Raw genomic sequence first — 23,893 nt, forward strand, 5'->3', positions numbered from 1 at the left:
TTGTTGGTGGGTTTTTTTTTTTTTTTTAATCGCTCGGTCCGGGGCCATTGGGGGGGGCGGGCGGGGCCGCCCACCCCCCCCCCCGTCCCCCCCGACTTAGCCGGGGGATGGCCGCTCGACAGCTGCCGGACGGCCGCCGGCATCGAACGCTCTTCGAACACAAAGCCAAAGCCGCGTCCAAGGTCCGCCGAAACACGGCCGAATGCCCGTTTCCTTCGAGCGCGAAACCTGTCGAAGATTGTCGCGCCCGCGTACCGCCGGGTACAGTCGCCGCACTGCTCTGGCAGCCCCTGTTGTCGAGGCGAAAGAGAAGTTGGTGAACGACCGTCACCCGTCGGGGAGCATGACCACCCCGGCTCCGGCTTCCGATGCCGCCTCGGCGCACTACGCGTCGTACGGCGGGCAGGAAGCCTCGTACGGCGACTTCACCACGTACGGCGGCTACGACGCGAGCGGTTTCGCGACCGGCGCCCACGCCACGACGACCTTCGAGAGCGACCCCCTCTTCGGCAACCTCCCGGGCGAGGGCCGGGCGACCGGCGCGTACGACGCCACGCACTGGCAGACCAGCGGCCACCAGACGGCGCACCACGACCCGTACGCGGCCCAGCACCACGCCGCCTACGACAGCGGCACCTACGACGGGACCGCGTGGACGATCCCCGCGCAGGCCACCGGCAACGACATCAGCGGCCAGTGGGACGCGAACGCCTGGCTCCAGCCCGAGCAGCCCGCCGCCGGCCCCACCCAGCAGTGGGAATGGGGCACGCAGAGCTTCGAGACCGGCGCCTACGACGCCACGCAGTGGAACACCGACGGCGCCGCCGTGGCCGCCGAGCCCGAGCACCACCCGTACGAGGAAGCCGCGTACGAGGAAGCCGCTTACGAGGAGACTCCGTACGAGGAGACCTCCTACGAGGACGGCACGTACGACGCAACCTCCTACGAGGACGCCGCCTACGAGGACGGCCCGTACGACGACGACTCCTTTGAGGAAACGTCTCAGGAGAACGGCGACCTGGCCTCCACCGGTGAGCTGCCCGCCGTGACACCCCTCCTCGACGACCAGGAGGAGTTCACCCCGGCTCCGGCCACCCGCGCGGGCTCGCGCGGCGCGGCGCGTTCCCGCCGCCGCACGCCCGCCAGGCGCTCCGCGCTGATGACCGTGGCCGTGCCCTCCGCCTGTGTGATGGGGGTCGCCGGGATCGCCGCCGCCTCCGTGGCCGGTCTGACCGGGGGCGACAAGGGCACCACCACCGCGGCCGCGGAGACGAAGTCGGTGAAACCGTCCGCCGCCAACAACAAGCTGGACACCCAGCTGGAGAACCTCTCCGCCGGCGCCGACGATTTCGCCGACCGCGCGAGCCGCACGCAGGAGCGCATCGACCTCAAGGCCCAGCAGGTGGCCGAGAAGAAGAAGGCGGCGGCGGAGGCGGCGCTCAAGGAGCGGCTGCGCCCCAAGTTCGTGCTTCCGGTTCTGCAGAAAGGGCTCAGCGCCTATTTCGGCCAGGCCGGCGTGAACTGGATGTCCGTGCACACGGGCATCGACTTCCCCGTCTCGTACGGCACGACCGTGATGTCCGCGACCGACGGCGTCGTCTCGACCAAGTGGAACAGCGCGTACGGCAACATGCTGATCGTGACGGCGAAGGACGGCACGGAGACCTGGTACTGCCACCTCTCCAGCTACCGCGTCGCCTCCGGTACGAGCGTCAAGGCCGGTGACCCGATCGCGTACTCCGGCAACTCGGGCAACTCGACCGGCCCGCACCTGCACTTCGAGGTGCGCCCGGCCGGTGGCGCGGCCATAGACCCGCTCCCGTGGCTGCGCAGCCACGGCCTCGACCCGACATAGAGCCGGGCCCCCGCCATCTGCGGGCCCACCACGTGCGGGCCCGCCTCCTGGGTCCTACAGCTTCTCCACCGGCGCGTACCGCAGCACCAGCCGCTTGGGCTTGGCGTCGCCGAAGTCGATCGTCGCCTGCGCGTTGTCCCCCGCGCCCGTCACCGCGAGGACCGTGCCGAGTCCGAACTGGTCGTGGGTGACGCGGTCCCCGACGGACAGGGACACCACAGGCTTCGACGAGACCCTCTTCGTGGCGAACCCGGACGCACCCGCCGCCGACGAGCGCGAGCGGGACGAGGACAGCGAGGCCGCCACACCGGACGCCGGTCCCGAGGACACGGGCGCGGCCGCTCCCGTCCGCTTCCACTCGACGTGGGCGGGCGGAATCTCCTCCAGGAAGCGCGAGGGCGGGTTGTACGACGGCTGTCCCCAGGCGCTGCGCAGAGCGGAGCGGGTGAGGTAGAGCCGCTCCCGCGCGCGCGTGATGCCGACGTAGGCCAGGCGCCGCTCCTCCTCCAGCTCCTTGGTCTGGCCGAGGGCGCGCATGTGCGGGAAGACGCCGTCCTCCATGCCGGTCAGGAAGACGACCGGGAACTCCAGGCCCTTGGCGGTGTGCAGGGTCATCAGGGTGATGACCCCGGAGCCGTCCTCGTCCTCGTCCGGGATCTGGTCGGAGTCGGCGACCAGCGCGACCCGCTCCAGGAAGTCGGCCAGCGTGCTCCCCGGGGCGGTGGCCCCCGGTGTCCCTGCGTCCTCGCCGCGCTCCTGCTCGAACTCCAGGGCCACGGCGGCGAGTTCCTGGAGGTTCTCGATCCGGGTCTCGTCCTGCGGGTCGGTGGAGGCCTGCAACTCGGCGAGGTAGCCGGTGCGTTCGAGTATGGCCTCCAGGACCGTGGCCGGTCCTGCGCCCGACTCGGCGATCGTGCGGAGCTCCTCCATCAGCACGTTGAAGCGCTTGACGGCGTTCGTGGAACGCGCGGCCATGCCGTACGCCTCGTCGACGCGGCGCAGCGCCTGCGGGAAGCTGATCTTCTCGCGCTGGGCCAGCGCGTCGATCATCGCCTCGGCGCGCTCGCCGATGCCCCGCTTGGGCACGTTGAGGATCCGGCGCAACGGGACCGAGTCCTCCGGGTTGGCCAGCACCCGCAGGTAGGCCAGGACGTCCCGGACCTCCTTGCGCTCGTAGAAGCGGACACCGCCGACGACCTTGTAGGGCAGGCCGACGCGGATGAAGACCTCTTCGAAGACACGGGACTGGGCGTTGGTGCGGTAGAAGACGGCGACGTCGCCGGACTTCGCCTCGCCCGCGTCCGTGAGACGGTCTATCTCGTCGGCGACGAACTGCGCCTCGTCGTGCTCGGTGTCGGCGACATAGCCGGTGATCTGCGCGCCCGCGCCCGCGTTGGTCCACAGGTTCTTGGGTCGGCGGGACTCGTTGCGCTCGATGACCGCGTTGGCGGCGGACAGGATCGTCTGCGTGGAGCGGTAGTTCTGCTCCAGGAGGATCGTCGTCGCGTTCGGGTAGTCCTCCTCGAACTGGAGGATGTTGCGGATCGTCGCGCCGCGGAAGGCGTAGATCGACTGGTCGGCGTCACCCACGACGCACAGCTCCGCGGGCGGCAGGTCGCCCTCGCCCGGGGGGACGTCCACCGGGTGCTCGGCGGTGCCGACGAGCTCGCGCACGAGGGCGTACTGCGCGTGGTTGGTGTCCTGGTACTCGTCGACGAGGACGTGCCGGAAGCGGCGGCGGTAGTGCTCGGCGACGTCCGGGAAGGCGCGCAGCAGGTTGACCGTCGTCATGATCAGGTCGTCGAAGTCGAGGGCGTTCGCCTCGCGCAGCCGCGACTGGTACATGGCGTAGGCCTGGGCGAGGGTCTTCTCGAAACCGTCGGACGCCTGGGCGGCGAAGTCCTCCTCGTCGATCAGCTCGTTCTTCAGGTTGCTGATCTTGGCGCTGAAGGACTTGGGCGGGAAGCGCTTGGGGTCGAGGTCCAGGTCGCGGCAGACCAGGGCCATCAGGCGCTTGCTGTCGGCGGCGTCGTAGATCGAGAACGACGACGTGAAGCCGAGCTTCTTGCTCTCGCGGCGCAGGATGCGCACGCACGCGCTGTGGAAGGTCATCACCCACATCGCGTTCGCGCGCGGACCGACGAGCTGCTCGACGCGCTCCTTCATCTCGCCCGCGGCCTTGTTGGTGAAGGTGATCGCGAGGATCTGGCCCGGGTGGACGTGCCGCTCGGCCAGCAGGTGGGCGATGCGGTGGGTGAGCACGCGGGTCTTGCCCGAGCCGGCGCCGGCCACGATGAGCAGCGGGGAGCCGGCGTGCGAGACGGCCGCACGCTGGTTCTCGTTCAGCCCCTCCAGGAGCGCGGCCGCGTCGAGCACCGGGCGCGGGGCCCCGTCGCGGTAGTGGGAGTCGCGGTCCGGAGGCACGTCGAACTTCCCGCCGAACAGATCGTCCGGAATCGACTCCGGAGCGTGATCGTCCTCGGGCGGCGGCGGGGGCTCCTCCGCGTGCCCGCGGGGGGCCTGGAGATCCGCCAGGAAGCTTTCGTCAAAGAGGCTGCTCATCGCTCTCCGAGTCTAGGGCGCCGCACTGACAACCCGCGGCCACCCCGGAAATCAGCGGCCCCGGATCTTCCGGATCCGGCCATCGGACACCTTCCCGCCCTCCGGAGTCGTTCCGTCACACCAGGTGAACGACCGACCTTCCACGCCGCCACGGCACCCGAACCATGACCAGCGAGCCGGTAACGCTACGAAGCGGACGGGTGTCGCGGCTCCGGACAAGTCGTCGCATGTCACTCCGGATTGAGCACGGTGCGCGAAATCCATGGTCAAGGTCACGAAAATGTATCGGGCATATCGCACATCAACCTTCACAGGGGCCACACGAGTTGGCTAGCGTTCCGGGCAGGCCGTACGACCCCCACCGGCGAACGTCGCCGGGCCGCACGGCCTCCGCCGAGTCCGGCGCCTCCTCGCGGCAGCCGGAGCCGGGGACCCACCGACCTTGGGGTGAATCGGTCCGACTTCCCTTCGGGGACCGGCCGTAGGGCAACCCTTCCGAACCACCCGCCCGAACCCGACAGCTAACTCGGTAGGCGGAACATGGAAGGAGTCGCCTCCCTTGGCGTCGCACCGCAAGTCGCGCCCCCCGAGCCCCCTCGTAGCAGGCATACGCACCCCCGCCCTCGCCACCGCCGCCCTCACCTCGGTGGCCCTGCTGTCCCAGACGGCCAACGCCACCCCGTCCACCGACGGCAAGCCGAGCATCGAGGAGGTCGAGAAGAAGGTCGACGACCTCTACCGCCAGGCGGAGTCGGCGACCGAGAAGTACAACTCGGCCAAGGAGAAGTCCGGCAAGCAGCGCAAGCAGGTCGACACGTTGCTGGACGACGTGGCCCGGCGCACGGACAAGCTCAACAAGGCCCGTGAGGAACTGGGCACCTTCGCCGCGGCCCAGTACCGCACCGGGAGCTCCGCCCCCGACACGGCCACCTTCCTGCTCGCGGACTCCCCGCAGGACTACTTCGACCAGACCCAGCTGATGCACCGGCTGACCTCGCGTCAGAAGGAAGCGGTCGACGACTACGTCACGCAGCAGTCCGCGACCATGAAGAAGCGGCAGGAGGCCGCCAAGAGCCTGGAGACGCTCAACGAGTCGCAGAGCGAGCTGAAGACCGCCAAGGCCACCGTCCAGACGAAGCTCTCCACCGCGCGGGAGCTGCTGTCCAAGCTGACGGCGGAGGAGAAGGCGCGGCTCGCCGCGATCGAGAAGCGCAAGCAGGAGGAGGCCGCGCGGAAGGCGGCCGAGCTCGCGAAGCAGCAGGCCGCGCAGCAGGCGGCCGAGGAAGCGGCCCAGCGGAAGAAGGACGCGGCGGCGAGCGCGTCCCCCTCGCCGTCGCCGTCCACCGGCTCGTCGACCGGCACCTCCACCGGGTCGGGCTCGTCGACGCCCAGCTCCACGTCCACCGCCAAGGCCGACAAGGCGCTCGCCTTCGCCCGCGCCCAGATCGGCAAGCCGTACGTCTGGGGCGCCACCGGCCCCGGCTCCTACGACTGCTCCGGCCTCACCCAGGCCGCCTGGAAGGCCGCCGGCGTCAGCCTCCCGCGCACCACCTGGGACCAGGTCAACGCCGGCACCACGGTCTCCCTCGCGGACGCCCGGCCCGGCGATCTGATCTTCTTCTACGACGACATCAGCCACGTCGGCATCTACATCGGCGGCGGCATGATGATCCACGCCCCGAAGCCGGGCGCCTACGTCCGCGAGGAGTCGATCTACTACGCCGGCTCGTCGATCATCCACAGCGTGGTGCGGCCCGCCTGAGCGGCGGACGCGCACGCCTGCGTGTGCCGCTGGGCTCCGGCGCTCAGGCCTGACTGGGCGCCGGGGACCCGCTTCGCGCGACTGTGCCCGCGCGCGTGGTCCACTCGCACGCTTTTCGTGGCGCACGCGCGCGTGGAGCGCTCGTCACGCGCCCGGCGCTCCCTAGCATCGGGCCATGCCCGGCACCTCACCCCTGCGCGCCTGGTGGGCGCGGCGTCCGCCGGCGGCCGGGGCTGCCGTGATGGCGACCGGCATCGTGTCGACGGGACTGCGTCTGGCGGGGCACGAGCCGCTGTCGCGGATCGCCCTCGCGCTGGCCTGCGTGGGCTGGTCGGTGCTGGCCGCGGACTTCGTCGTACGACTGCTGCGCGAGCGCGAGGGCTGGCTGGCCGAGGCGCGGACGCCGGTCGCGCTCACCGCGGTCGCCGCCACCGCCGTGCTCGGCACCTGTTTCGCCACGCTGGGCCGGCCGGTCCTGGCCGAGGCGCTCCTCGCCCTCGCCGCGGTGCTGTGGCCGGTGCTGCACGTCCTCGGCATACGGCACTGGCGGCGGCGCATGCCGGGCGCGGTGTTCCTGTGCTGCGTGGCCGCGCAGGGCATCGCCGTACTCGCCGCCACCCTGGCCGGGACCGAGGCGACGGCCTGGCTCGCGCACGCGGCGCTGGTGCTGTTCTGGCTGGGGCTCGTGCTCTACGGGGTCGCCCTGGCCCACTTCGACCTGTGGCAGGTGGTCGAGGGCGCCGGGGACCACTGGATCGCGGGCGGCGCGCTGGCCATCTCGGCACTGGCGGCGGCGAAACTGCTCTCCGCCGACAGCGCGCGCCTGTACCTGTGGAACGACGACGACCGGGGCGTCCTGCGCGAGGTGAGCCTGACGCTGATCGTCCTCGACCTGTCCTGGTACGTCGTCCTGTTCTCCGCCGAGCTGGCCCGCCCCCGGCTCGGCTACGACGAGCGCCGCTGGGCGACGGTGTTCCCGATGGGGATGTCGTCGGTGGCCCTGCTCTCCGTCTCGGCCGCCGTGGGGATCCCGTGGCTGCGCTGGCCCGGACGGGTGCTGCTGTGGCTGGCGGTGGCCGCCTGGCTCGCGGTCGCCGCCGGCGCGGTCGCCTCGGCCCGCGCCGGGATCAGGGCCGCGCGCCTCGGGGCCGCGCGCTGAGGCGGCTCACGCCCGCGGCGAGGAGGCTCACGTCCAGAGCACGGCGATGAAGATGTTCGCCATGGTCAGCAGGCCCACCAGGCCGAAGAGGCCCTTGTCCACCTTCTCGTCGTCCTTCTCGTCGTCGCGCTTCACGTAGACGAGCCCGAGGATCACGATCAGCAGGGCCAGCTTCACGCCGATCTTGACGGTGTTGAGGTGGTGGTCGTCGGCCTGGTTGAGGCCGACCAGGATCACACCGGTGACCAGCATGGTCAGCGCGCCGTGCAGCATCGCGGGGACGAAGCGGGCGGTGCCCTGGCCCATCGCCTTCATCTGGGTGAAGAAGCCGCCGAGGAGCGCGGCGATGCCGATGATGTGCAGGCCGACGAAGAGATGGATGAGTACGTCCATGAGGCCGGAGCCTAATCAAGGGCCCGGGCCCCGCCGCCACCGCCCCCACGCTCGCATATATGCGCTCCATAGCACCCCGCCGCCCCCGCGCGCCCCGGAACCGCCGCTTCGGTCATCGCTCTGCGTGAAGGCGGCGGCGCCGGACCCGGATCACGGTCACATACGGTCACCCGCCGGTCGGGCGCCGCCACTTCCGTACATGCGTTACCGAGCCGACACAGTCAGGTTTAGCGTCCTCCTCCAGGTGACCGGCTCCCCACCGCCGCCCGGGCCAGGGGCGGCCGTCGGTCACCACCGCCGAGAAAGAGTCCGGCGGCGGCCCGCTCCCCCTGTGCGGGCCGCCGCCGGACGTGTGAACCGCAGTCCCCGCGGTCGACGAAAGGACGTGACGATCCAGGTGGCAGCGCACCGCAAGCCCCGACAGCGCCCGCTCAGCGGCACCGGCGCCCGCGCGGCCGTGACCTTGGCCCTGGCGGGCGCGGCCACCACGACGGCCTTCGACGGCATCGGCCAGGCGGCGCCGCAGCTGACGCCGGCGCAGGTCAAGGCCAAGGTGGACAAGCTGTACCAGGAGGCGGAGGTCGCCACCGAGAAGTACAACGGGGCCGAGGAGAAGGCGGACGCGGCGGAGCGGCGGCTGAAGTCGCTGCAGGACGAGGCGGCCCGCAAGGAGGTGAAGCTCAGCTCGGCGCGGGACGCGCTCGGTTCGATCGCGGCGGCGCAGTACCGCAGCGGCGGGCTCGACCCGGCCGTCCAACTGGCGCTCTCGGACGACCCGGACCAGTACCTGGACGGGGCGGCGTTCGCCGAGCGGGCGGGCGACCGGCAGTCGCAGACCGTGTCGCGGGTGCGCAAGCAGCTCCGGGAGATCGAGCAGCTGCGCGGAGCCGCGCACACGGAGCTCGGCTCGCTCAGGTCCAAGCAGGCGGAACTGAAGCGCCACAAGAAGACGATCAACGCAAAGCTGGGCGAGGCGCGGGAGCTGCTGTCCCGCCTGACGCCGCGGGATCGGTCGCGGGTGACCGCGGACGGCGGGGCGTACGCCGCCGGGGCGGGACACGCCTCACGGTCGGCCGCCGACAGCCGCGACGCCCTCACACCGCCCGGTTCCGTCCCGGCCTCCGGTTCCGTCGACGCCCCCGACTCCCGGGCCGCAGCGGCCGTCGCGTACGCCTACCAGAAGCTCGGCAGCCCCTATGTGTGGGGCGCCACGGGCCCCAACGCCTTCGACTGCTCGGGCCTCGTCCAGGCCGCCTACCGCTCCGCCGGGGTCTCCCTCCCCCGCACGACCTACGCCCAGATCAACGCGGGCCACCGCGTCTCCCGCTCCGAACTGCGCCCCGGCGACCTGGTGTTCTTCTACTCCGGGATCAGCCACGTCGGCCTCTACATCGGCAACGGTCAGATGATCCACGCCCCGAACCCGTCGGCACCGGTCCGCGTGGCCCCGCTCGACGAGATGCCGTTCGCGGGGGCGACGCGGGTGGTGTGAGGGCACTCAGGCTGCCGGGGCCGGACAGGACATGGCTGGTTGCCGACCGCCGCGGTGGCGGGCAGCGAGAGCATCGCGGGCGAGGGTGACGGCGGTCCGGCAGCTCGTTTCCGTACCGGGTCTCGTCGCGTAGGCGGCGGAGGTCGAGGGAGCGGTGGCGCCCTGCGTGACGGTACGGCACCCCCGGCACAGTCCGCCGACGAAGGCCGCGGGCCGCCCTGGGACGCCGCACTCGGTGCACTCCGGCATGAGACGGCGGGGGCGCGCCATACCGGGCACGGGCTCGGGCTCGCCCACGACCCTCTCCGGTACGGAGGCGGGTACGGGCGGCAGCTTGTCCCGCAGCCGCCGGGCGACGAACCCGCGCGGAGCGTGGACGGTGTCGGGCAGGCCGCCGGTCAGGGCCCGGATGAGAGAGACCGTGCTCGCACCTCGCTCCAGCCAGGGGAGGACCAGGTCGGCCAAGGCCTCGCAGTCGGCGGCGGACAGGGCGAGCCGGGGTTCGTGGCTGCCGAGTCGGGCGAGGACGCGGTAGGCGGTGGTGGCGGCGGGCTCGGTGGGTGCGGGCGCGGCTGGCTCGTCCGTGGATGGGGTGGTGGGGTCGGGCGCCGGGTTGACGGACGCGGCGGATGGGCTGGCCGTGGCCTCACCGGCTTCGAGGAGGACGGCCCACCGTGCGTCGTCCCGTGCGGTGCGGGACCAGTACGTACGGAAGACCCAGCGGGTGCCGCTCTCGCCGGTGGCGGCCAGGCCACGGGCGCGGTGCAGGTGCCCGGCGCGGGACAGAGCGTTGAGGGCGGTGCGAACTGCCTGCTGGCCGTACAGGGGCAGGACTTTGGCGAGGCTCTTGATGTCCATGGCGGCGCCTTCGGGCAGCCGGTCGATGAACGCGGCGATGTAGGCCTCGCGGGCGGGGAGATGCGAGAAGTCTGCGGCGGCGCGGGAGGCGGTGTCGGGCTCGGCCGGGACGGTTCGTTTTCCGTAGCCGGGGTTGGCCGCGGGGTGTGCGGGGGTGGGCAGGGCGGCGTTAGAGTTTTCACAAGCCACGAGATCGTCCTGTTCGATCTTGAGGTGAGACCCCGGCGGGTGTTGGTAGCACCCGACCGGGGTTGTTTGTTGTCGCGAACGCTAGAGGGTGACGACGGCGCGTTGCAAGCTGGTCACGAAAAGTCATGGCGGCTGGCAGGAGCGAGAGTTGAGCGCTGGACGGCAGACGGCCGTGCCGCACGGGAGGGTGGGTGGCGGGTTCAAACCAACCACCCATTCCTCACAAACGGCGCTCGGCTCTTGGGCCTTGACGCTCGAAGCTCAAGCGCCCGTACGGGCGTAGGCGAGGAACGCCGTCCAGGCGGCCCCGACCACGGCGAAGCGGGGGCTCTGGGTGCCGAGCTTCGAGTCTCGGACGTGGATGGTGTGGGGGCAGGTGGCGACTTCGACGCAGTTGCCGGTGTAGTCGCTGCTGTGGCTTGACTTGCGCCAGTCGAGGGCGACTTCAAGGCACGCGCCGCCCTGGCTGTCGCTATAGCTGGACTTGTACCAGGTCAGGCGTTCGCTCATCGTTTCTCCGCCACCCTTCTGATGAACGTGGCCGACTCCTCCACGCTGAGGCTGTGCATGCGGATCATCGCATGAGCTTGAGCCAGGGCACTCACCTTGCCGAGGCTGGCATGCAGGACGCTGACCTCTGGCGCCTCGATGTATCCATAATGCTCGTGCTCGGGCGTCTCCAGAAGAACGATGCTGCCGTTGAGAGCGACACCGCTACAGCGCCCGAACGGCAGGACCTGGACCGAAACATTGCGGAGTTCACCCACGCCCAAGAGGTGCCGAAGCTGCTCACGCATCACCTCACTCCCACCGACCTCAGTGCGAAGAGCCGCCTCGTAGACCACGAACCCATACATCACTCCGACTTTGCGCCGCACCGCATCAGCCCTGCGTAGCCTGGCTGCCACGCGTTCACTGACTGTCTCGTCATCAAGCGGAGGCGAACTGGCTCCGATCAGTGCTCTGGCATACGCCTCCGTCTGCAACAGGCCAGGGATGAGAAGGGGTTCGTACCAAGAGACGGCGATCGCCTCCGCCTCAAGAGCCATAAACTCCTGCGATCGCGCCGGGAACGGCTCCGGCTTCAGGTACTCCTGCGCCGCCACGAGCTTCCCGCCCGCCCCACACGCCTGGTCAGCGACTTGCAGTAACCGCAGCGTCGGCCGACGACGACCGTTCTCCATCGACTTGACGTACTCGTAGTCGTAACCGGCCTCCTTGGCCAGCGCCTCCCGACCGATCCCCGCTTCTGTACGCCACATCTTGATCTGGCTGCCGCAGTACCGCCACGCGATCGGCGGCTGGGAGTTCACCGCGGTCGACACGCATACCTCCGCCGGGTCCACGACGGGTACAACCACCCGCTGTACCTGCGCCGTTACTCGTGAGGCTACGCGCGACCCGGGACCGTGGTCTGGCCAAACGCAAGGGATGAACGACGCATGCAGACCCCGTGGCCCCCACCGCCCACGACGGCCGCCCCAAAGGACATCGAGTGGCGCCTGCCCCGCCGCGCCCGAAGCGTGGGCAGGGCACGCGCACTGTTCCGAGAACAGGCGGCGTCCTGGGGGCTGCCACAGGACGTAACGGACACGGCGGAACTACTCCTGAGTGAGCTGATGACAAACGCCTACCGCCACGCGAAGGTCCCGGCCGGCCGGGAAATCTGGGCCCGCTGCGCGGTCACGGAGGACCGAATCCGCGTGACGGTGACCGACGCAATCGACACACTCCCGACGCCGGGCACGGCATCCCTGGACGACTGGGGCTCGGACAGAAGGCAGTGCGGCATCGGCAAGGAGGTGTGGTTCGAGCTGAGCCACCGGGACAAGGTCAGCCCGTGAGTACGCTCGTCAGCGTCTCTCTGATCAGACGCAGTTTGGCAAGCTGACAGTGTCGTATCCTCCCCTGCTCCTGCAGGACCTCGGCTTGGCGGCCGAGGGCCTCCTGATCTGCTTTGCTGGGCAGCTCTATCTCCACGTCCAGCAGCCGAGCCGCGTTGAGGGCCGTTCTCCCATCCACGCGTGACCCCGCCACGCCGTAGATGCGCCTCTGCACGTGGGGAAGTCGCAACCAGGCCGCCAAGTAGTGAGAGGTCAACAAGGTCGCCTGGGGCTTGAGGCATACGACGTGAGTGCTATAGGACGCCAAGGGCAGCTGCTCTTCCCACACCGCGACCCGGAATGCCTGATCCTGCGTCACGGCAGTAAGCAGTACGTCCCCGCGTTCCAGTAGGGGCGGGATCCCAGCAGCAGAGGCAGAATCGAAGCGACGGAGCCGTGACAGGTCGATGCCGCCGACCGACAGATTTCCCGGACCGATCACCGGTATCCCGTTCGCAGACTCGGAGGTCCTTCCCCCGCTCCCGGTACGCGCCGACCTCAACACGTCGCTCAACGGACGGCGTTCCACTCTCTCCTCTCCCGTCGCGCCGGGTGTCAACGTCGTGAGCGGGGAGGTCAGTTCATCGAACTCCAACTTGACCAACGCCCCCTCGGCGAACTTCTCCGCATCGATCAACTCGTGGATGACAGCCGTGATCTGCTCCCGCCCGGACGCGGAGCGCGCGCTCTCCGCCGTGAGCTCCCATGCGCGGCCCTGGGACCAGGGGTTGTTCTGGGCCACGCCCGCCGAGGTCCCGTACAGCTGACTCTCGATCTCGCGGAAAGAGAGCTCGTACTTCTCCTGCCACCTCCCATACGTCTGGACAAGCTCGTGGCGTCTGAGCCTGAGAACCCCCTCCAGCCTGTCGGCGAGGTCGTTCTTCAGGACGTCGAAGACAACGCGACGCATCTGCCCAGCCGCGGCCATTGCGCTGCGAGACCTCTCAAGGCGCGAGGCGAAGGTTTCTTCCAGCGCGGTCACCGCTCTTCTCGCCGCGATCCGCTCTCGCTTCAGCGCCCGCATCTCGGACTTGTCGAGCAACGCTTTCGCCGACTCCAGGTCGTACCCCCCGGACTCGTCGGCCTGCCCCGAGGACGCCGTCGCCGCCAGCTCCGCTTCCGCCTCCTGCGCCGCTTTCAACTGCGCGTCCAACAGCGCGTACTCGGCATCCGCTGTCATCAAGGCCAGCACAAAGTCAGGGGCAAGGGCTTTGACCACCTTCTGACGGTATGCCTGACGACGCTCCTCCGCCGAAAAGCGATGGCCCGGGGCGCTGCCTTCAGGACTGATCATCGCCTCCGCGGTGGCAACCCAGCCGTCGACGACCCCGTCGAAGCCGCGGGCCGACAACGCCTCCACCTCGTACTTGATGCCCTCCCACCAACCGCTGAGTGCTGCCGCGGCCGCATGCCGCTCCAGCAGCGCGCCGCCGCACAGCCGGTCTCCGAAAGTGCCGAACAAGTAGGCCCGCACGGCGGCCAGTCGAGCTTCGTGCTGCCGATTCGAACCGGGCTGGTCGTCCGCCTGAAGTGACGCGATGTGGTCCTCAGCGGTCTCCCACCACTTCTCGAACGCGTCCCGAACCCTCGCTTCCTGCCCTTGCGCAAGCTCCGCCAGGCGAGAGGCGTCGGGGCGCTCGTCCGGCGGTAGGAAATCGACATACGCCGGGTCGTGCTCACGTGGGGCGAACAGGTCCCGCACCGTGATGCCATACGCGTCGAGCAGCGGTTTCCTCGCCATGATCTCGGCGACCGGAACACCACCCATCAGGTGCGCCCGGATGTCCTGCGGTTCCGGCGGCGGGGTGTTGTCGACGTAACGGCGGATGTCGAAGTTGAAGTCGCTGTCGGCGAGTTCGTCACGCGTCACGGCGCGGGCGTAGCCAGGTACGTCCTCGAAGACCTCGTCGTCCTGCCAGGAGTGGAACGTGGAGACAATCTTCTCGATGTGCTCGGGGCGCAGGGTGTTCTGGGCCCGCCCGACATGGAACTCGCGGTCGGCGTTGATGAACAGGACGCTGCCCCGGCGGTCGGGGCGGCGCCGGCCGGGCGGGCGCAGGACCAGGACGCAGACCGGGATGCCGGTGCCGTAGAAGAGGTTGGGTGCGAGGCCGATGACGGCCTCGATAAGGTCGTGCTCCATCAGGAGCTTCGCACGGATCTTCTGTTCCGCGCCGCCCCGGAAGAGGACGCCGTGCGGCATGACCGTGAAGACGGCGCCCGATCGCTGCTGCACCATGTCCAGCATGTGCTGGAGGAACATCAGGTCCGCCTTGCCGCGCTCCGGCGTCTCGCCGTACGGCATGCGCTGCTTCAGGCGCGGGACCTCGTCCTTCTTGTAGTCCATCGAGAAGGGCGGGTTGCTGAGGACCAGGTCGAAGCCGCCCTCGGGGTGGAGGGGGTTGGTGAGGGTGTCGCCGGTGCCCAGGGAGAACCTCTTCGCCCCATGGAGCAGCAGGTTCATCCTGGCCATCGCCCAGGAGCCGCTGTTGGCGTCCTGGCCGGCCAGGCCCAGGTTACGGGAGTCGCCACCGTGCTCGTCGACGTACTCCATGGCGTGGACGAGCATGCCGCCCGAGCCGACGCACGGGTCGTACACCCGCATGTCGCCTTGCGGACGGGCCAGTTCGACCATCATGCGGACGACGGGGCGAGGGGTGAAGAACTCGCCCCCCTTGCTGCCTGACGAGTCCGCGAACTCCTTGATCAGATGTTCGTACGCGACGCCGATCATGTCGGCGAACTCAAGGTCCTCACCGCGCAGACGGACGCCGCCGAAGTGGTCGATCAGCGCGGCGAGGCGCTTGTCGGCCAGTTCCGTGGCCGATCTGCGGGCGCCGCCACCTCCGATGCGGTTGAAGTCGACGTGCGCGAACAAGCCCCGCAGCTTGCCGCTGCCGGGGTGGCGCTCAAGCGCGTCCAGGGCGGGCTGGAGATAGTCGCCGGCGACGTTGTCGACCGCGCCCGCAAGTCGGTCCCAGCGAGCGGCCGGCGGGACGAAGATCGCGCCGTGTTCGTAGTACCACTGGTACGACTCGGCCTCGTCCTCCGCCTCCTCCTGGGAGTCGCCCTCCGCGAGGCGCTCCTTGATGATCGCCTCGCGGGCCGCCTCGAACTCGTCGTTGACCCGCTTCAGGAACAGCAGCACGAAGATGAAGTCGCGGTACTCGGCGGCGTCCATCGTGCCGCGCAGAATGTCGGCCGCCGCAAAGAGGTGGCGTTCCAACTGCGCGAGCGTGAGCTTGGCCACGTGCGGCTCTCCCCTGGTGGCTGATCGACTTCCTTCGGTCCATGGCGATGCGATGCGGTCAGTAGTCGGAGACGTCCAAGCCCTCCTCGACGAACCGCCACACGTTCGTGTACGGATCCCAGCCGTTCTGATCCGCGCGGCCGGCATGACTGCCAGCGAGGCCCTCCGCGTAACGCTGCGCCGTCTTGTACCGGCCACTCAGCTGCCCGGGCATGACGTGCTTGGCCTGTTCCTCGGAGACAGAACGGATCGTAGGCCCATAGGTCTGCGCGAATCCCGGCTGCAGCTTCAGGCGGTTCGCCGCGCTGTCGCACACCCCACCGAAGGTGCTCGTGTAGTTCTGGTAGTGCAGCAGACGCCACACCTCGAAGCACGGGTGGGAGTAGGCGACGTACAGGTCCTCCCTCTTGGCCTTGGCGAAGGCCGTGGGGATGTCTTCGTGCTGGTCACGGTCGAACAGGCACCACACCTGCGGCCAGTTCCAGTCGTCGGGCCCGATCCCGGCCTTCTTGGCAGCGCGCCGGACCTCGTGCCACTTGACTATGGCGTCCTCCACGAGGGGGAGCGGCTTGCGTCGCTTGGTCGGCGCGCTTCGGTTCTCGACCTTGCAGACGATCTCGTGATCGGGCTCCTTGCGGGTGCCGTTCTCCGTCACGAATGTGACGAAGCCCGGTTCCGTGACCGCGCCCTCGGTGAAGACGTACACCTCTCGGCGCAGCCTTCTCTGCTTCTTGACGCGTGCCGGATTGTCCCGCCCCCTGTCCCTCGCCATCAGGAACGCTCTGCCTCCCCTGCCAGTGCCGTAAGCACCTTGCGTCCGATCTGTCCCTGGTCGACATTCGGTACGGCCCCGTAGGCACCGGCCAGATACGAGTCCTCCAAGTCTTCCTCCGGCGTGGGGTCGAAGTCGCTCAGCGGGTACAGCTCGGTGGCCCCCCGCTTGTCCTTCTCCGTCAGCCAGATCTGCCCCGGTTCGAGAAGCCGCCCACCTCGGGGACTCTTCAGGAGAGAGGCATCATGCGAGGTGAAGAGCAGTTGGGCGCCCCTCTTGTTGGACCAGGGTGCCTGGAAAAGTCTGACCACCTCGGACGCGAACTTCGGGTGCAGGCTCGCGTCGAGCTCGTCGATGAGCAGCACCGCGCCGCTGTCCAGAGCCAGCAGAAGCGGGCCGATCAGAGCGAACCAGGAGCGGGTGCCGAACGACTCCTTCGCCCAGTCGAGGGCCACCGCGCTGTCGCGGTCGCTTCCGTGCAACAGCCTCACCGTGGGGGCTCTGCCTCCCGGCTGACGTTCCACTTCGGCACCCTGGATGCCCAAGTCAGCCACTCTCAGCAGCTCCCGGACCCGCTCGCTGTTCCTGTCGTCGAGGAGTTGCTGGGCCGTGTAACCTTCCCGGTCCTTCAGCTCGGTCTCAGGAGTGATGTCCCAGAGGTTCGACCGGAACCAGTCGTAAATGCGGGACAGCTGTGGATGGTTGTCGCTCGCGGCGCGGCTGAGGAGCAGAGCATTGGGGCGCGTGGAGCGTGCCAGACGGGCCCGGTCCTGAACACGGTCGCCAGGGAAGTCGTAGACGTTGTCCCTCGTGGCGTCCCGGTCCAGCCAGACCTGCCGACGACCTTTGGGATAGGCGTGAAGCCACTCCGACTCGACCCGTCGATCCCCGAGCTCGAACCCGTACGTCCAACGCACCCCGTCGTCCAGGACGAAGTCCGCCTCGTAGAAAGTGCTCTCTCCTGCCGACTCGGCGTCAAGGGCGAAGGGCTCGCGTTCAGGGACACCGGTGTAGGAGGTCCACAGCCCGTAGGAGTCCAGGACCGCGCTTCTCATCTTCTTCAACGCGGTGATGACGTTCGACTTGCCCGAGGCGTTGGCGCCGAAGACCCCGAGAACCGGATAGATCTCCAGCTGTTTGCCGTCCGAGAGCGGGACCGTGCGCCCCGCGTCGGATTCCTCACTGGCTGGAACGACGAAGGACAGCTCCTGCTCATCACGCAGTGACCGTACGTTCGCTGTACGGAAACGCAGCAGCATGCAGCCCTCCTCCCGTCGGGCACAGCGTAACGGTGTGATCGTAGGCGCACCTACCAGACGGTCACACCAGCCGTCGCGCCGTGGCCCAGCGGGTCAGTTCGTGCCGGTTGGACAGCTGGAGCTTCCTCAGGACCGCCGAGACATGGGACTCGACCGTCTTCACCGAGATGAAGAGCTGCTTGGCGATCTCCTTGTACGCGTAGCCGCGGGCGATCAGCCGCAGGACCTCGCGTTCGCGCTGGGTGAGGCGGTCGAGGTCCTCGTCGACCGGCGGGGCGTCGGTGGAGGCGAAGGCGTCCAGGACGAAGCCGGCCAGGCGCGGGGAGAAGACGGCGTCGCCCTCCTGGACACGGAAGATCGAGTCCACCAGGTCCGTGCCGGTGATGGTCTTGGTGACGTAGCCGCGGGCGCCGCCGCGGATCACGCCGATCACGTCCTCCGCCGCGTCCGAGACGGACAGCGCGAGGAAGCGGACGGGCCGCTCGGCGTCGGCCATCAACGGGGCGCAGCGGCGCAGCACTTCGACCCCGCCGCCGCCCGGGAGGTGGACGTCCAGGAGGACCACCTCGGGCCGGGTCGCGGTGATCACGGAGACCGCCTGGTCGACGTCCGCGGCCTCGCCGACCACCTCGACGCCGGTCTCCTCGGTCCGGCCGATCTCGGCCTGCACCCCCGTACGGAACATGCGGTGGTCGTCGACGAGGACCACGCGGACATGACGGCCGCCCGCGCCACCGGACCCGGCCGTCTCCGGTGCCCCCTCCGTACCGTTCGCCTCGGTCGCGTCGCTCATGACGTCTTCTCCGCCCTCTCCATCTCCAGCTCGACCTCCGTGCCGCCGTCCGGCACCGCGCGCAGCCGCGCCGTGCCGCCGTTGCGCTCCATGCGGCCGATGATCGATTCTCTAACGCCCATGCGGTCGGCGGGTATCGAGTCGAGGTCGAAGCCGGGACCGCGGTCGCGTACGGACACGAAGACCGTCCTGCCCTCGACTTCGGCGTAGACCTGCACGGCGCCGCCCTCGCCACCGTACTTGGCGGCGTTCACCATCGCTTCGCGCGCGGCCTGCATCTGAGCGGCGATCCTCTCGTCGAGCGGGCAGTCGCCGACCACCACGACCTCGATGGGGACGCCGTGCTTGTCCTCCACCTCGGCGGCGTTGCGCCGGACCGCGTCGGCGAGGGCGGTGGGCTCGTCGGCCTCGTCCTTGCCGGTGCCCTCGGGCTTGTACAGCCAGGTGCGCAGGTCGCGCTCCTGGGCGCGGGCGAGCCTGCGCACCTCGTTCGCGTTCTCCGCGTTGCGCTGGATCAGGGTCAGGGTGTGCAGCACGGAGTCGTGGACATGGGCGGCGACCTCGGCGCGCTCCTGGGCCCGGATGCGCATCAGGCGCTCCTCGGAGAGGTCCTGGGTCATCCGGACCAGATACGGGCCGGCGAGGAGGGTGATGCCGACGAGGACCGCGAGGGCGGCCTGGAGGACCGAGCCGAGGTGGGCCGCGGAGCCCTGCAGCACGAAGATGCCGGAGACGCCGGCCGTGACGAGCAGGACGCCGCCGCCCGCGCGCAGCAGCGTGAGGGTGCGGCGGCGCCGGCCGACCTCGACCCAGCGGGCCCGGCGGGCGTTGTCCGCCTGCCGCCAGACCAGGGCGACGCCCGCGCCGACGAGGACGGCGGGCAGGAGATACGCCTTGGCTCCGTTGCCGAGATTGACGTTGCTCACGAAGACCATGGCCACCACGACCATGAGGAGCAGCGCGACGATCTGGCCCTTGTCCGGCTTGCGGGCGATCAGTCTGCGGCGGCCGTCCGGGGAGGTCTCGGTGCCGACCAGGGACGGCGGCTTCTGCCCGCCGACGCCGCCGACGCCGAGCGGGACGAAGAACCAGAACGCGGCGTACAGCAGCGCGCCGAGGCCGTCGGCCATGAGCAGGCCGACGAAGACGAGCCGCACCCAGATCACGGGCAGCCCGAGGTGCCCGGCGAGGCCCCGCGCCACGCCACCGAGCCAGCGGCCGTCGCTGCTGCGGTAGAGCTTGCGCGGTGGCCGCGGATCGTCGAGGGGCGCTGCTGCGGCTTCCGGCATGCCATTGATGGTCACACGGCCCGAGTTGCGAAGCATCAGGGTGCACCCCCGAGACTCCCCTGATCTTCGAACGGGCAGGTCCTCGAACGCTTCACCGGCGGCGTCTCAGGGCCGATATCAGGGTTCGGCCAGGGTCGTACCGACTGCCGTCGCGGCGGCCGGGCCGTCACCATGGACGCATGACAGATCACGACCACGCCGCGACGGGTCCGGGACCCGGCTCCGGCCCGCGCCCGGATCCGGGCCGTGGGCCGACGGATGCCGCGCCCGCCGCGACCGGGGAAGCGGACGCGCCGGACGGCGCGGACGCCGCTGCGCCGCACAAGTTCCGCCGCGACCGCCGCCACAAGATGGTCGCGGGCGTGTGCGCCGGGCTCGGGCGGCACACGGACATGGACCCGGTGATCTACCGGATCACCCTCGCCGTGCTGGCCGCGAGCGGCGGCATCGGGCTGATCTTCTACGGGTTCGCCTGGCTCTTCGTGCCGTACGACGACGAGGAGGAGAACGAGGTCCGCAAGCTGCTGACCGGCCGGGTCGACGGCCAGGCGCTGGCGGCGGTGCTGTTCGCGCTGGTCGGCTGTGGTGTGTTCCTGACGATGCTGAAGAACGGCGGGGTGCTCACCTTCGCCGTCGTCGTCTCCCTCCTCCTCGCGGGCGCCGGGTACTGGTCGCAGCGGCGCGGCGCGCCCGACCCCGACCCGCTGGCCGCCCAGGCGGTGGCCGACGCGCCGCCGGAGGCCAAGGCACCGCCGGTCGCCACCGCCTACCCCTCGTGGTGGCGCGACCCCATCGTCAAGGACGGCACGCACGTCGGCGGCACCGGCTATCTGTGGGGCCCGGGCGACTCGTACGACCGGGACATCGCGGCCGCCGTCAACATCGGCCTCGGCACCCCCCGCGGCGGCCGCGAGGACATACGCGCCCCGCGCACCGAGCCCCCGAGACCGCGCGGCCCCCGCTGGATCGGCGGCTGGGTCTTCCTGTTCGCCCTGCTGGCCGGCGGCGCGGGCACCGGCTCGACGTGGGACACGCATCCGCTGGGCACCAGCCTGCAGGCCGGGCTGTCCTGGGCGCTCCTGGTCTTCGGGCTCGGGATCGCGGTCAGCGCGTTCCTGGGGCGTACGGGCGCGGGATCGGTGTTCCTCGCGATCGTCACGGCGGCCCTGCTCGCCGGGGCGTCGACCCTGCCCAAGGACATCACCAGCCACTGGACGCACACGTCGTGGCAGCCCGCCACCGCCGCGGAGGTGCGGAGCTCCTACGACCTCGGGACGGGCGTCGGCACCCTGGACCTGAGCCGGGTGCACGTCGCCCCGGGGCAGACCGTGTCGACGGGGGCCGACGTGGGCGCGGGCAAACTGCGGGTGATCGTGCCGCCGGACGTGACCTTGAAGCTGAGCATCGATGTGGGGGTCGGCGACATCCAGTTGCCGGGTGAGGACAAGCGGGACGTGGACGTGGAGCCGGGCAAGCACAAGAACGTGACGCTGTCACCGACGGCGGACGGCAAGAAGGCGGGCACGCTCGACCTCGATCTCCAGGTCGGCGTCGGACAGGCGGAGGTGAGCCGTGCTGCGTCATGAGTTCCAGCCCGGGAAGCTGGTCGCCGGAGTCTTTCTCGCTCTCGCGGGCGTCGCCTACGCCGGTGACGCGGACGGGCTGTGGGAGACCCCCTGGTTCGCGATCATTCCGCTCGTGGTGGGCGGGCTGTGCCTCGCGGGCGCCACGGCGGCCCTGACTCAGGGCATACGCAGAAGGCGGCGGCCCGGCCGTTCGCACACGACCGAGGCCGCCGGGACCGACGGACCGGGCTGACCGGGCTCGCCGGTCCTACCGGTTGCTCAGCGATAGCCCCCCGACCGCAGCCGGCGCCGGGTGCGCAGGGCCGAGTCCAGGGACAGGTAGGGGGTGCCGGCCAGGACGAGGGGCAGCCAGGCCATCAGGTAGGCGAGGTCGTTGCCGTAGTAGTACGGAGTGGAGGACCAGCTGATCGTCAGCCACAGGCTGAGCGAGATCAGCGCGCCGCCGAGTGCGGCGAGGCGGCCCAGCAGGCCGACCAGGACGCCGATGCCGACGGCCAGCTCGCCGAAGGCGATGGCGTAGCCGAAGCCGACGGGGTTCTTCAGGGCCAGGTCGACCAGGGCCGGGATGGCCGCGGAGTCGCGGACCGAGCGCATCGTGTCCCCGATCGACCCGGAGCCGCCGGACTTCATGAAGGCGCTGTCGGTCAGCTTGTCGAGCCCGGCGTAGATGAAGGTGACGCCGAGGAAGACACGTAGAGGAAGGAGGGCGTAGCGGGTGGCGGTGTCCCGCCAGTCCCGGTCGCCGCCGAGATGGGGGGTGTGCGTATCCGTTCGAATGCTGTGAGTCATCGCTCCTAGCCGCCTCTCGCCCGCCTGCCGAGACCCCTCAACAGACCTTACGTACGTCGAGCGGCGTCCGCTCAACCCCCGTGCGGACGTTTTTTGAAGACTGGACGATCAGAGGTGCGTCCGTATCTGCCGCACCGGGTGTCCCAGGACCTGGCCCACGGCGCTCAGCTCCTCGTCGGAGAACCGGAGGCGCTCCGGGTTCCAGACGGCGATCTCGAAGCGCGCGAAACCACAGCGTCCATCGTATTCCAGCAGGTCGAGGGAGGTTCTGGTGTCACAGCAGGGGACCTTCACGGTGAGGCTGGGGAATCCGTCCTCATGGGCGTCGAGCAGATCGTCGTACCACGAGCGGTCGATCGCGGCGCCGCAGTGCGGGCAGCCGACGCGCCGCAGATCGGCTCCGCAGTCGACGAAGGTGAGGGCGTCGTACCAGTCGATCTCGATCTCGGCCTCGACGCCGTCCGGGTGACCGGGCGCCAGTTCCGCCACCAGTGCGGCGGCCCGCTCGCCCGCCGCCGGCCCCGGCTGCCAGTGCGGGTCGGTCGGGATCACCGACAGGATGTCGTCGCTCATCGGCTCGTCGCTCCGGTCGCTGCGGTCAGTCCGTCACCTCGACCACGCAGCGGTTCGTGGCCACTCCGGCCGCCGTCACCACCTGCACCTCCACCGAGCCGGGCTCCACGTCCGCCGGTACGGGAACCGTCAGGACCGTGTCCGAGGGGTTGCTGAAGCCGCCGTTGACCGGGACCAGCGGGACGTGGACGTGGACGGCGCCGATGCGGACGACCATGCGGGAGAGATGGTCGGCGGACCGGGCGCCGGGCGGTACGAAGCCGGCACCGCGGATCTCGATGTCGTCGCCGGTGCGGATCGGACCGTCCAGGTCGCCGGCCTCGCGGGCGCGGACCACGGAGAGGACCACCGGGCGGCCGCCTTCCGCGTACTTGCCGGCCACATAGGTGGCGCAGGAGACGAGGACCACCACCGCCAGGCCCCAGGGCAGGTCGGGCAGCTGGTCGGGGCGGCGGGCGAGCCGTACGGCGGCGAACAGCAGGGCCACGGCGCTGATCACGACGTACTGGATGTCGGCGAAGGCGCCCCGGCCGGAGTCGTCGGTGAGCAGGTCGGCCGCGCGGGGCCGGTGCGCGCGCACCTTCTGGAGCCGCTGGCCGAGGATGCGCAGACCGACCACCCGGCGGACGAGCACCGCGATGCCGCAGACCACGGCCAGCACGGTCACCACACCCGCCCCGCGGGCCAGTTCGAGCCCGGAGATCAGCGCGTCGCGTTCGGTGTGGTCGGAGGCGGCGGCGAGACGGGCCGCCAGGAGCAGCACCGCGTAGGCCACGAGCAGCACCCAGGCCACGGCCACGGTACGGGAGGTGGACATGCGGTTGTCCTCGCCGATGACGGGGGCCAGCGCCCCGCCGCGCGCCCGGTGGAACCAGGAGGCCGCGGTCAGCGTGCCGGCCACCACCAGCGCGGCGAGCAGTCCGGCGGTGCGCGCGCTCGTCCAGCCCGCGCCGATCGCGGTCAGGGACTGCCCCAGGAGCAGCAGGAACACGGCCGCCCACAGGACGTACAGCGTGCGCAGCCACAGGCGGCCCAGCCACGCCTCGCCTTCCGCGCGCCCGCGCTCGGCGACGACCTCGGCGGACTGGGTCAGTTCCTCGGAGACCCACTGCCGGGAGGCGGAGGCGGAGTGGGCAACCGCCGCGGGCAGGCCCTGACCGGCCGCGAACTCCTCCCGCTTGAGCAGGAATTCGGCGACGGCCCGCCGGTGCCCCTCCCGCACGCCGTGCGGGCAGTCCCCGCAGGCGCAGCCGCCTCCGTGGGCACCCCCGTGGACGCCCCTCTCGGCGCCCTGCCTCGCCTCCTGCACCGCCACGCCCGACGCCCGCCTTCCCCATGACCCACGACCGGGGGCACGACCGGTGGCAGTCTCCGCGAAGACCCACCGCCGTCGTGCAACTCCCATGCGACGACAGCGAATTGTGCCCTA

Annotated in this window: 20 protein-coding genes and 1 riboswitch; of the genes, 7 read left to right on the top strand and 13 right to left on the bottom strand. The window is 70.2% G+C overall.

The window, feature by feature from the left end; all coding sequences use genetic code 11:
- The first annotated feature begins 343 nt into the window (after positions 1 to 343).
- On the top strand, positions 344 to 1,855 hold the full coding sequence (locus tag ACWGKT_RS21705; RefSeq protein ID WP_453274971.1) for a peptidoglycan DD-metalloendopeptidase family protein: 1,512 nt from the start codon (positions 344 to 346) through the stop codon (positions 1,853 to 1,855).
- Between the two features lie 54 nt (positions 1,856 to 1,909).
- Here the strand turns inward: ACWGKT_RS21705 and pcrA are convergent, their stop codons facing one another.
- A complete protein-coding gene (gene pcrA, locus ACWGKT_RS21710) occupies positions 1,910 to 4,417 on the bottom strand; it encodes a DNA helicase PcrA (RefSeq protein WP_453274972.1) in 2,508 nt (835 codons plus the stop codon).
- 381 nt (positions 4,418 to 4,798) lie between these two features.
- Positions 4,799 to 4,968, top strand: a riboswitch (cyclic di-AMP (ydaO/yuaA leader).
- An 8-nt stretch (positions 4,969 to 4,976) separates the two neighbouring features.
- On the opposite strand from pcrA, the gene ACWGKT_RS21715 reads away from it, so the two are divergent.
- Positions 4,977 to 6,179: a C40 family peptidase gene (locus ACWGKT_RS21715; protein WP_356145331.1), complete on the top strand. Its 1,203-nt coding sequence runs from the start codon at positions 4,977 to 4,979 to the stop codon at positions 6,177 to 6,179.
- A gap of 175 nt (positions 6,180 to 6,354) precedes the next feature.
- A complete protein-coding gene (locus tag ACWGKT_RS21720; RefSeq protein WP_453274973.1) occupies positions 6,355 to 7,338 on the top strand; it encodes a tellurite resistance/C4-dicarboxylate transporter family protein in 984 nt (327 codons plus the stop codon).
- 27 nt (positions 7,339 to 7,365) lie between these two features.
- On the opposite strand, the gene ACWGKT_RS21725 is transcribed toward ACWGKT_RS21720, so the two are convergent.
- On the bottom strand, positions 7,366 to 7,731 hold the full coding sequence (locus tag ACWGKT_RS21725) for a hypothetical protein (RefSeq protein ID WP_453274974.1): 366 nt from the start codon (positions 7,729 to 7,731) through the stop codon (positions 7,366 to 7,368).
- Between the two features lie 397 nt (positions 7,732 to 8,128).
- Here ACWGKT_RS21725 and ACWGKT_RS21730 point away from each other — a divergent pair, with 397 nt between their 5' ends.
- Positions 8,129 to 9,223 carry an NlpC/P60 family protein gene (locus ACWGKT_RS21730; protein WP_453274999.1) on the top strand — a complete coding sequence of 365 codons (1,095 nt, stop codon included), beginning with the start codon at positions 8,129 to 8,131 and terminating at the stop codon, positions 9,221 to 9,223.
- A 6-nt stretch (positions 9,224 to 9,229) separates the two neighbouring features.
- Here the strand turns inward: ACWGKT_RS21730 and ACWGKT_RS21735 are convergent, their stop codons facing one another.
- The 3 genes from ACWGKT_RS21735 to ACWGKT_RS21745 all read right to left on the bottom strand — a co-directional run bounded on the left by ACWGKT_RS21735 (position 9,230) and on the right by ACWGKT_RS21745 (position 11,595).
- Entirely contained in the window at positions 9,230 to 10,270 is a 1,041-nt protein-coding gene (locus tag ACWGKT_RS21735) for a hypothetical protein (RefSeq protein WP_453274975.1), read from the bottom strand.
- A gap of 261 nt (positions 10,271 to 10,531) precedes the next feature.
- Positions 10,532 to 10,780, bottom strand: coding sequence for a DUF397 domain-containing protein (locus tag ACWGKT_RS21740; protein WP_453274976.1), 249 nt, complete (start codon positions 10,778 to 10,780; stop codon positions 10,532 to 10,534).
- Entirely contained in the window at positions 10,777 to 11,595 is an 819-nt protein-coding gene (locus ACWGKT_RS21745) for a helix-turn-helix domain-containing protein (RefSeq protein ID WP_453274977.1), read from the bottom strand. Before ACWGKT_RS21745 ends, ACWGKT_RS21740 begins: the two co-directional genes overlap by 4 nt.
- Before the next feature lie 117 nt (positions 11,596 to 11,712).
- Between ACWGKT_RS21745 and ACWGKT_RS21750 the strand changes: the two genes are divergently transcribed.
- Positions 11,713 to 12,114 (top strand): ATP-binding protein, encoded by a 402-nt coding sequence (locus tag ACWGKT_RS21750; protein ID WP_453274978.1) that lies wholly within the window; start codon positions 11,713 to 11,715, stop codon positions 12,112 to 12,114.
- Here ACWGKT_RS21750 and ACWGKT_RS21755 read toward each other — a convergent pair.
- The 5 genes from ACWGKT_RS21755 to ACWGKT_RS21775 form a co-directional block, all read right to left on the bottom strand.
- Entirely contained in the window at positions 12,104 to 15,403 is a 3,300-nt protein-coding gene (locus ACWGKT_RS21755) for an N-6 DNA methylase (protein ID WP_453274979.1), read from the bottom strand. The genes ACWGKT_RS21750 and ACWGKT_RS21755 overlap by 11 nt on opposite strands.
- A gap of 58 nt (positions 15,404 to 15,461) precedes the next feature.
- A complete protein-coding gene (locus tag ACWGKT_RS21760) occupies positions 15,462 to 16,175 on the bottom strand; it encodes an RloB family protein (RefSeq protein WP_453274980.1) in 714 nt (237 codons plus the stop codon).
- Positions 16,175 to 17,434: an AAA family ATPase gene (locus tag ACWGKT_RS21765; RefSeq protein WP_453274981.1), complete on the bottom strand. Its 1,260-nt coding sequence runs from the start codon at positions 17,432 to 17,434 to the stop codon at positions 16,175 to 16,177. The genes ACWGKT_RS21760 and ACWGKT_RS21765 overlap by 1 nt, the downstream gene beginning before the upstream one ends.
- Positions 17,435 to 17,495: 61 nt before the next feature.
- On the bottom strand, positions 17,496 to 18,227 hold the full coding sequence (locus ACWGKT_RS21770; protein WP_453274982.1) for a LuxR C-terminal-related transcriptional regulator: 732 nt from the start codon (positions 18,225 to 18,227) through the stop codon (positions 17,496 to 17,498).
- A complete protein-coding gene (locus ACWGKT_RS21775; protein WP_453274983.1) occupies positions 18,224 to 19,552 on the bottom strand; it encodes an ATP-binding protein in 1,329 nt (442 codons plus the stop codon). Before ACWGKT_RS21775 ends, ACWGKT_RS21770 begins: the two co-directional genes overlap by 4 nt.
- A gap of 143 nt (positions 19,553 to 19,695) precedes the next feature.
- On the opposite strand from ACWGKT_RS21775, the gene ACWGKT_RS21780 reads away from it, so the two are divergent.
- Positions 19,696 to 21,102 carry a PspC domain-containing protein gene (locus tag ACWGKT_RS21780; protein WP_453274984.1) on the top strand — a complete coding sequence of 469 codons (1,407 nt, stop codon included), beginning with the start codon at positions 19,696 to 19,698 and terminating at the stop codon, positions 21,100 to 21,102.
- Positions 21,089 to 21,334, top strand: coding sequence for a hypothetical protein (locus ACWGKT_RS21785; RefSeq protein WP_453274985.1), 246 nt, complete (start codon positions 21,089 to 21,091; stop codon positions 21,332 to 21,334). The genes ACWGKT_RS21780 and ACWGKT_RS21785 overlap by 14 nt, the downstream gene beginning before the upstream one ends.
- 26 nt (positions 21,335 to 21,360) lie before the next feature.
- Here the strand turns inward: ACWGKT_RS21785 and ACWGKT_RS21790 are convergent, their stop codons facing one another.
- From ACWGKT_RS21790 to ACWGKT_RS21800, 3 genes are all read right to left on the bottom strand, one after another.
- A complete protein-coding gene (locus ACWGKT_RS21790) occupies positions 21,361 to 21,891 on the bottom strand; it encodes a DoxX family protein (protein ID WP_453274986.1) in 531 nt (176 codons plus the stop codon).
- A 108-nt stretch (positions 21,892 to 21,999) separates the two neighbouring features.
- The gene (locus tag ACWGKT_RS21795) at positions 22,000 to 22,464 is read right to left on the bottom strand and encodes a hypothetical protein (RefSeq protein ID WP_453274987.1); all 465 of its coding nucleotides are present in this window, start codon (positions 22,462 to 22,464) and stop codon (positions 22,000 to 22,002) included.
- Between the two features lie 25 nt (positions 22,465 to 22,489).
- Positions 22,490 to 23,779, bottom strand: a complete 1,290-nt coding sequence (locus tag ACWGKT_RS21800; protein ID WP_453274988.1) for a hypothetical protein — start codon at positions 23,777 to 23,779, stop codon at positions 22,490 to 22,492.
- Positions 23,780 to 23,893 lie beyond the last annotated feature (114 nt).

Source organism: Streptomyces sp. NPDC054794 (genome assembly GCF_053611585.1).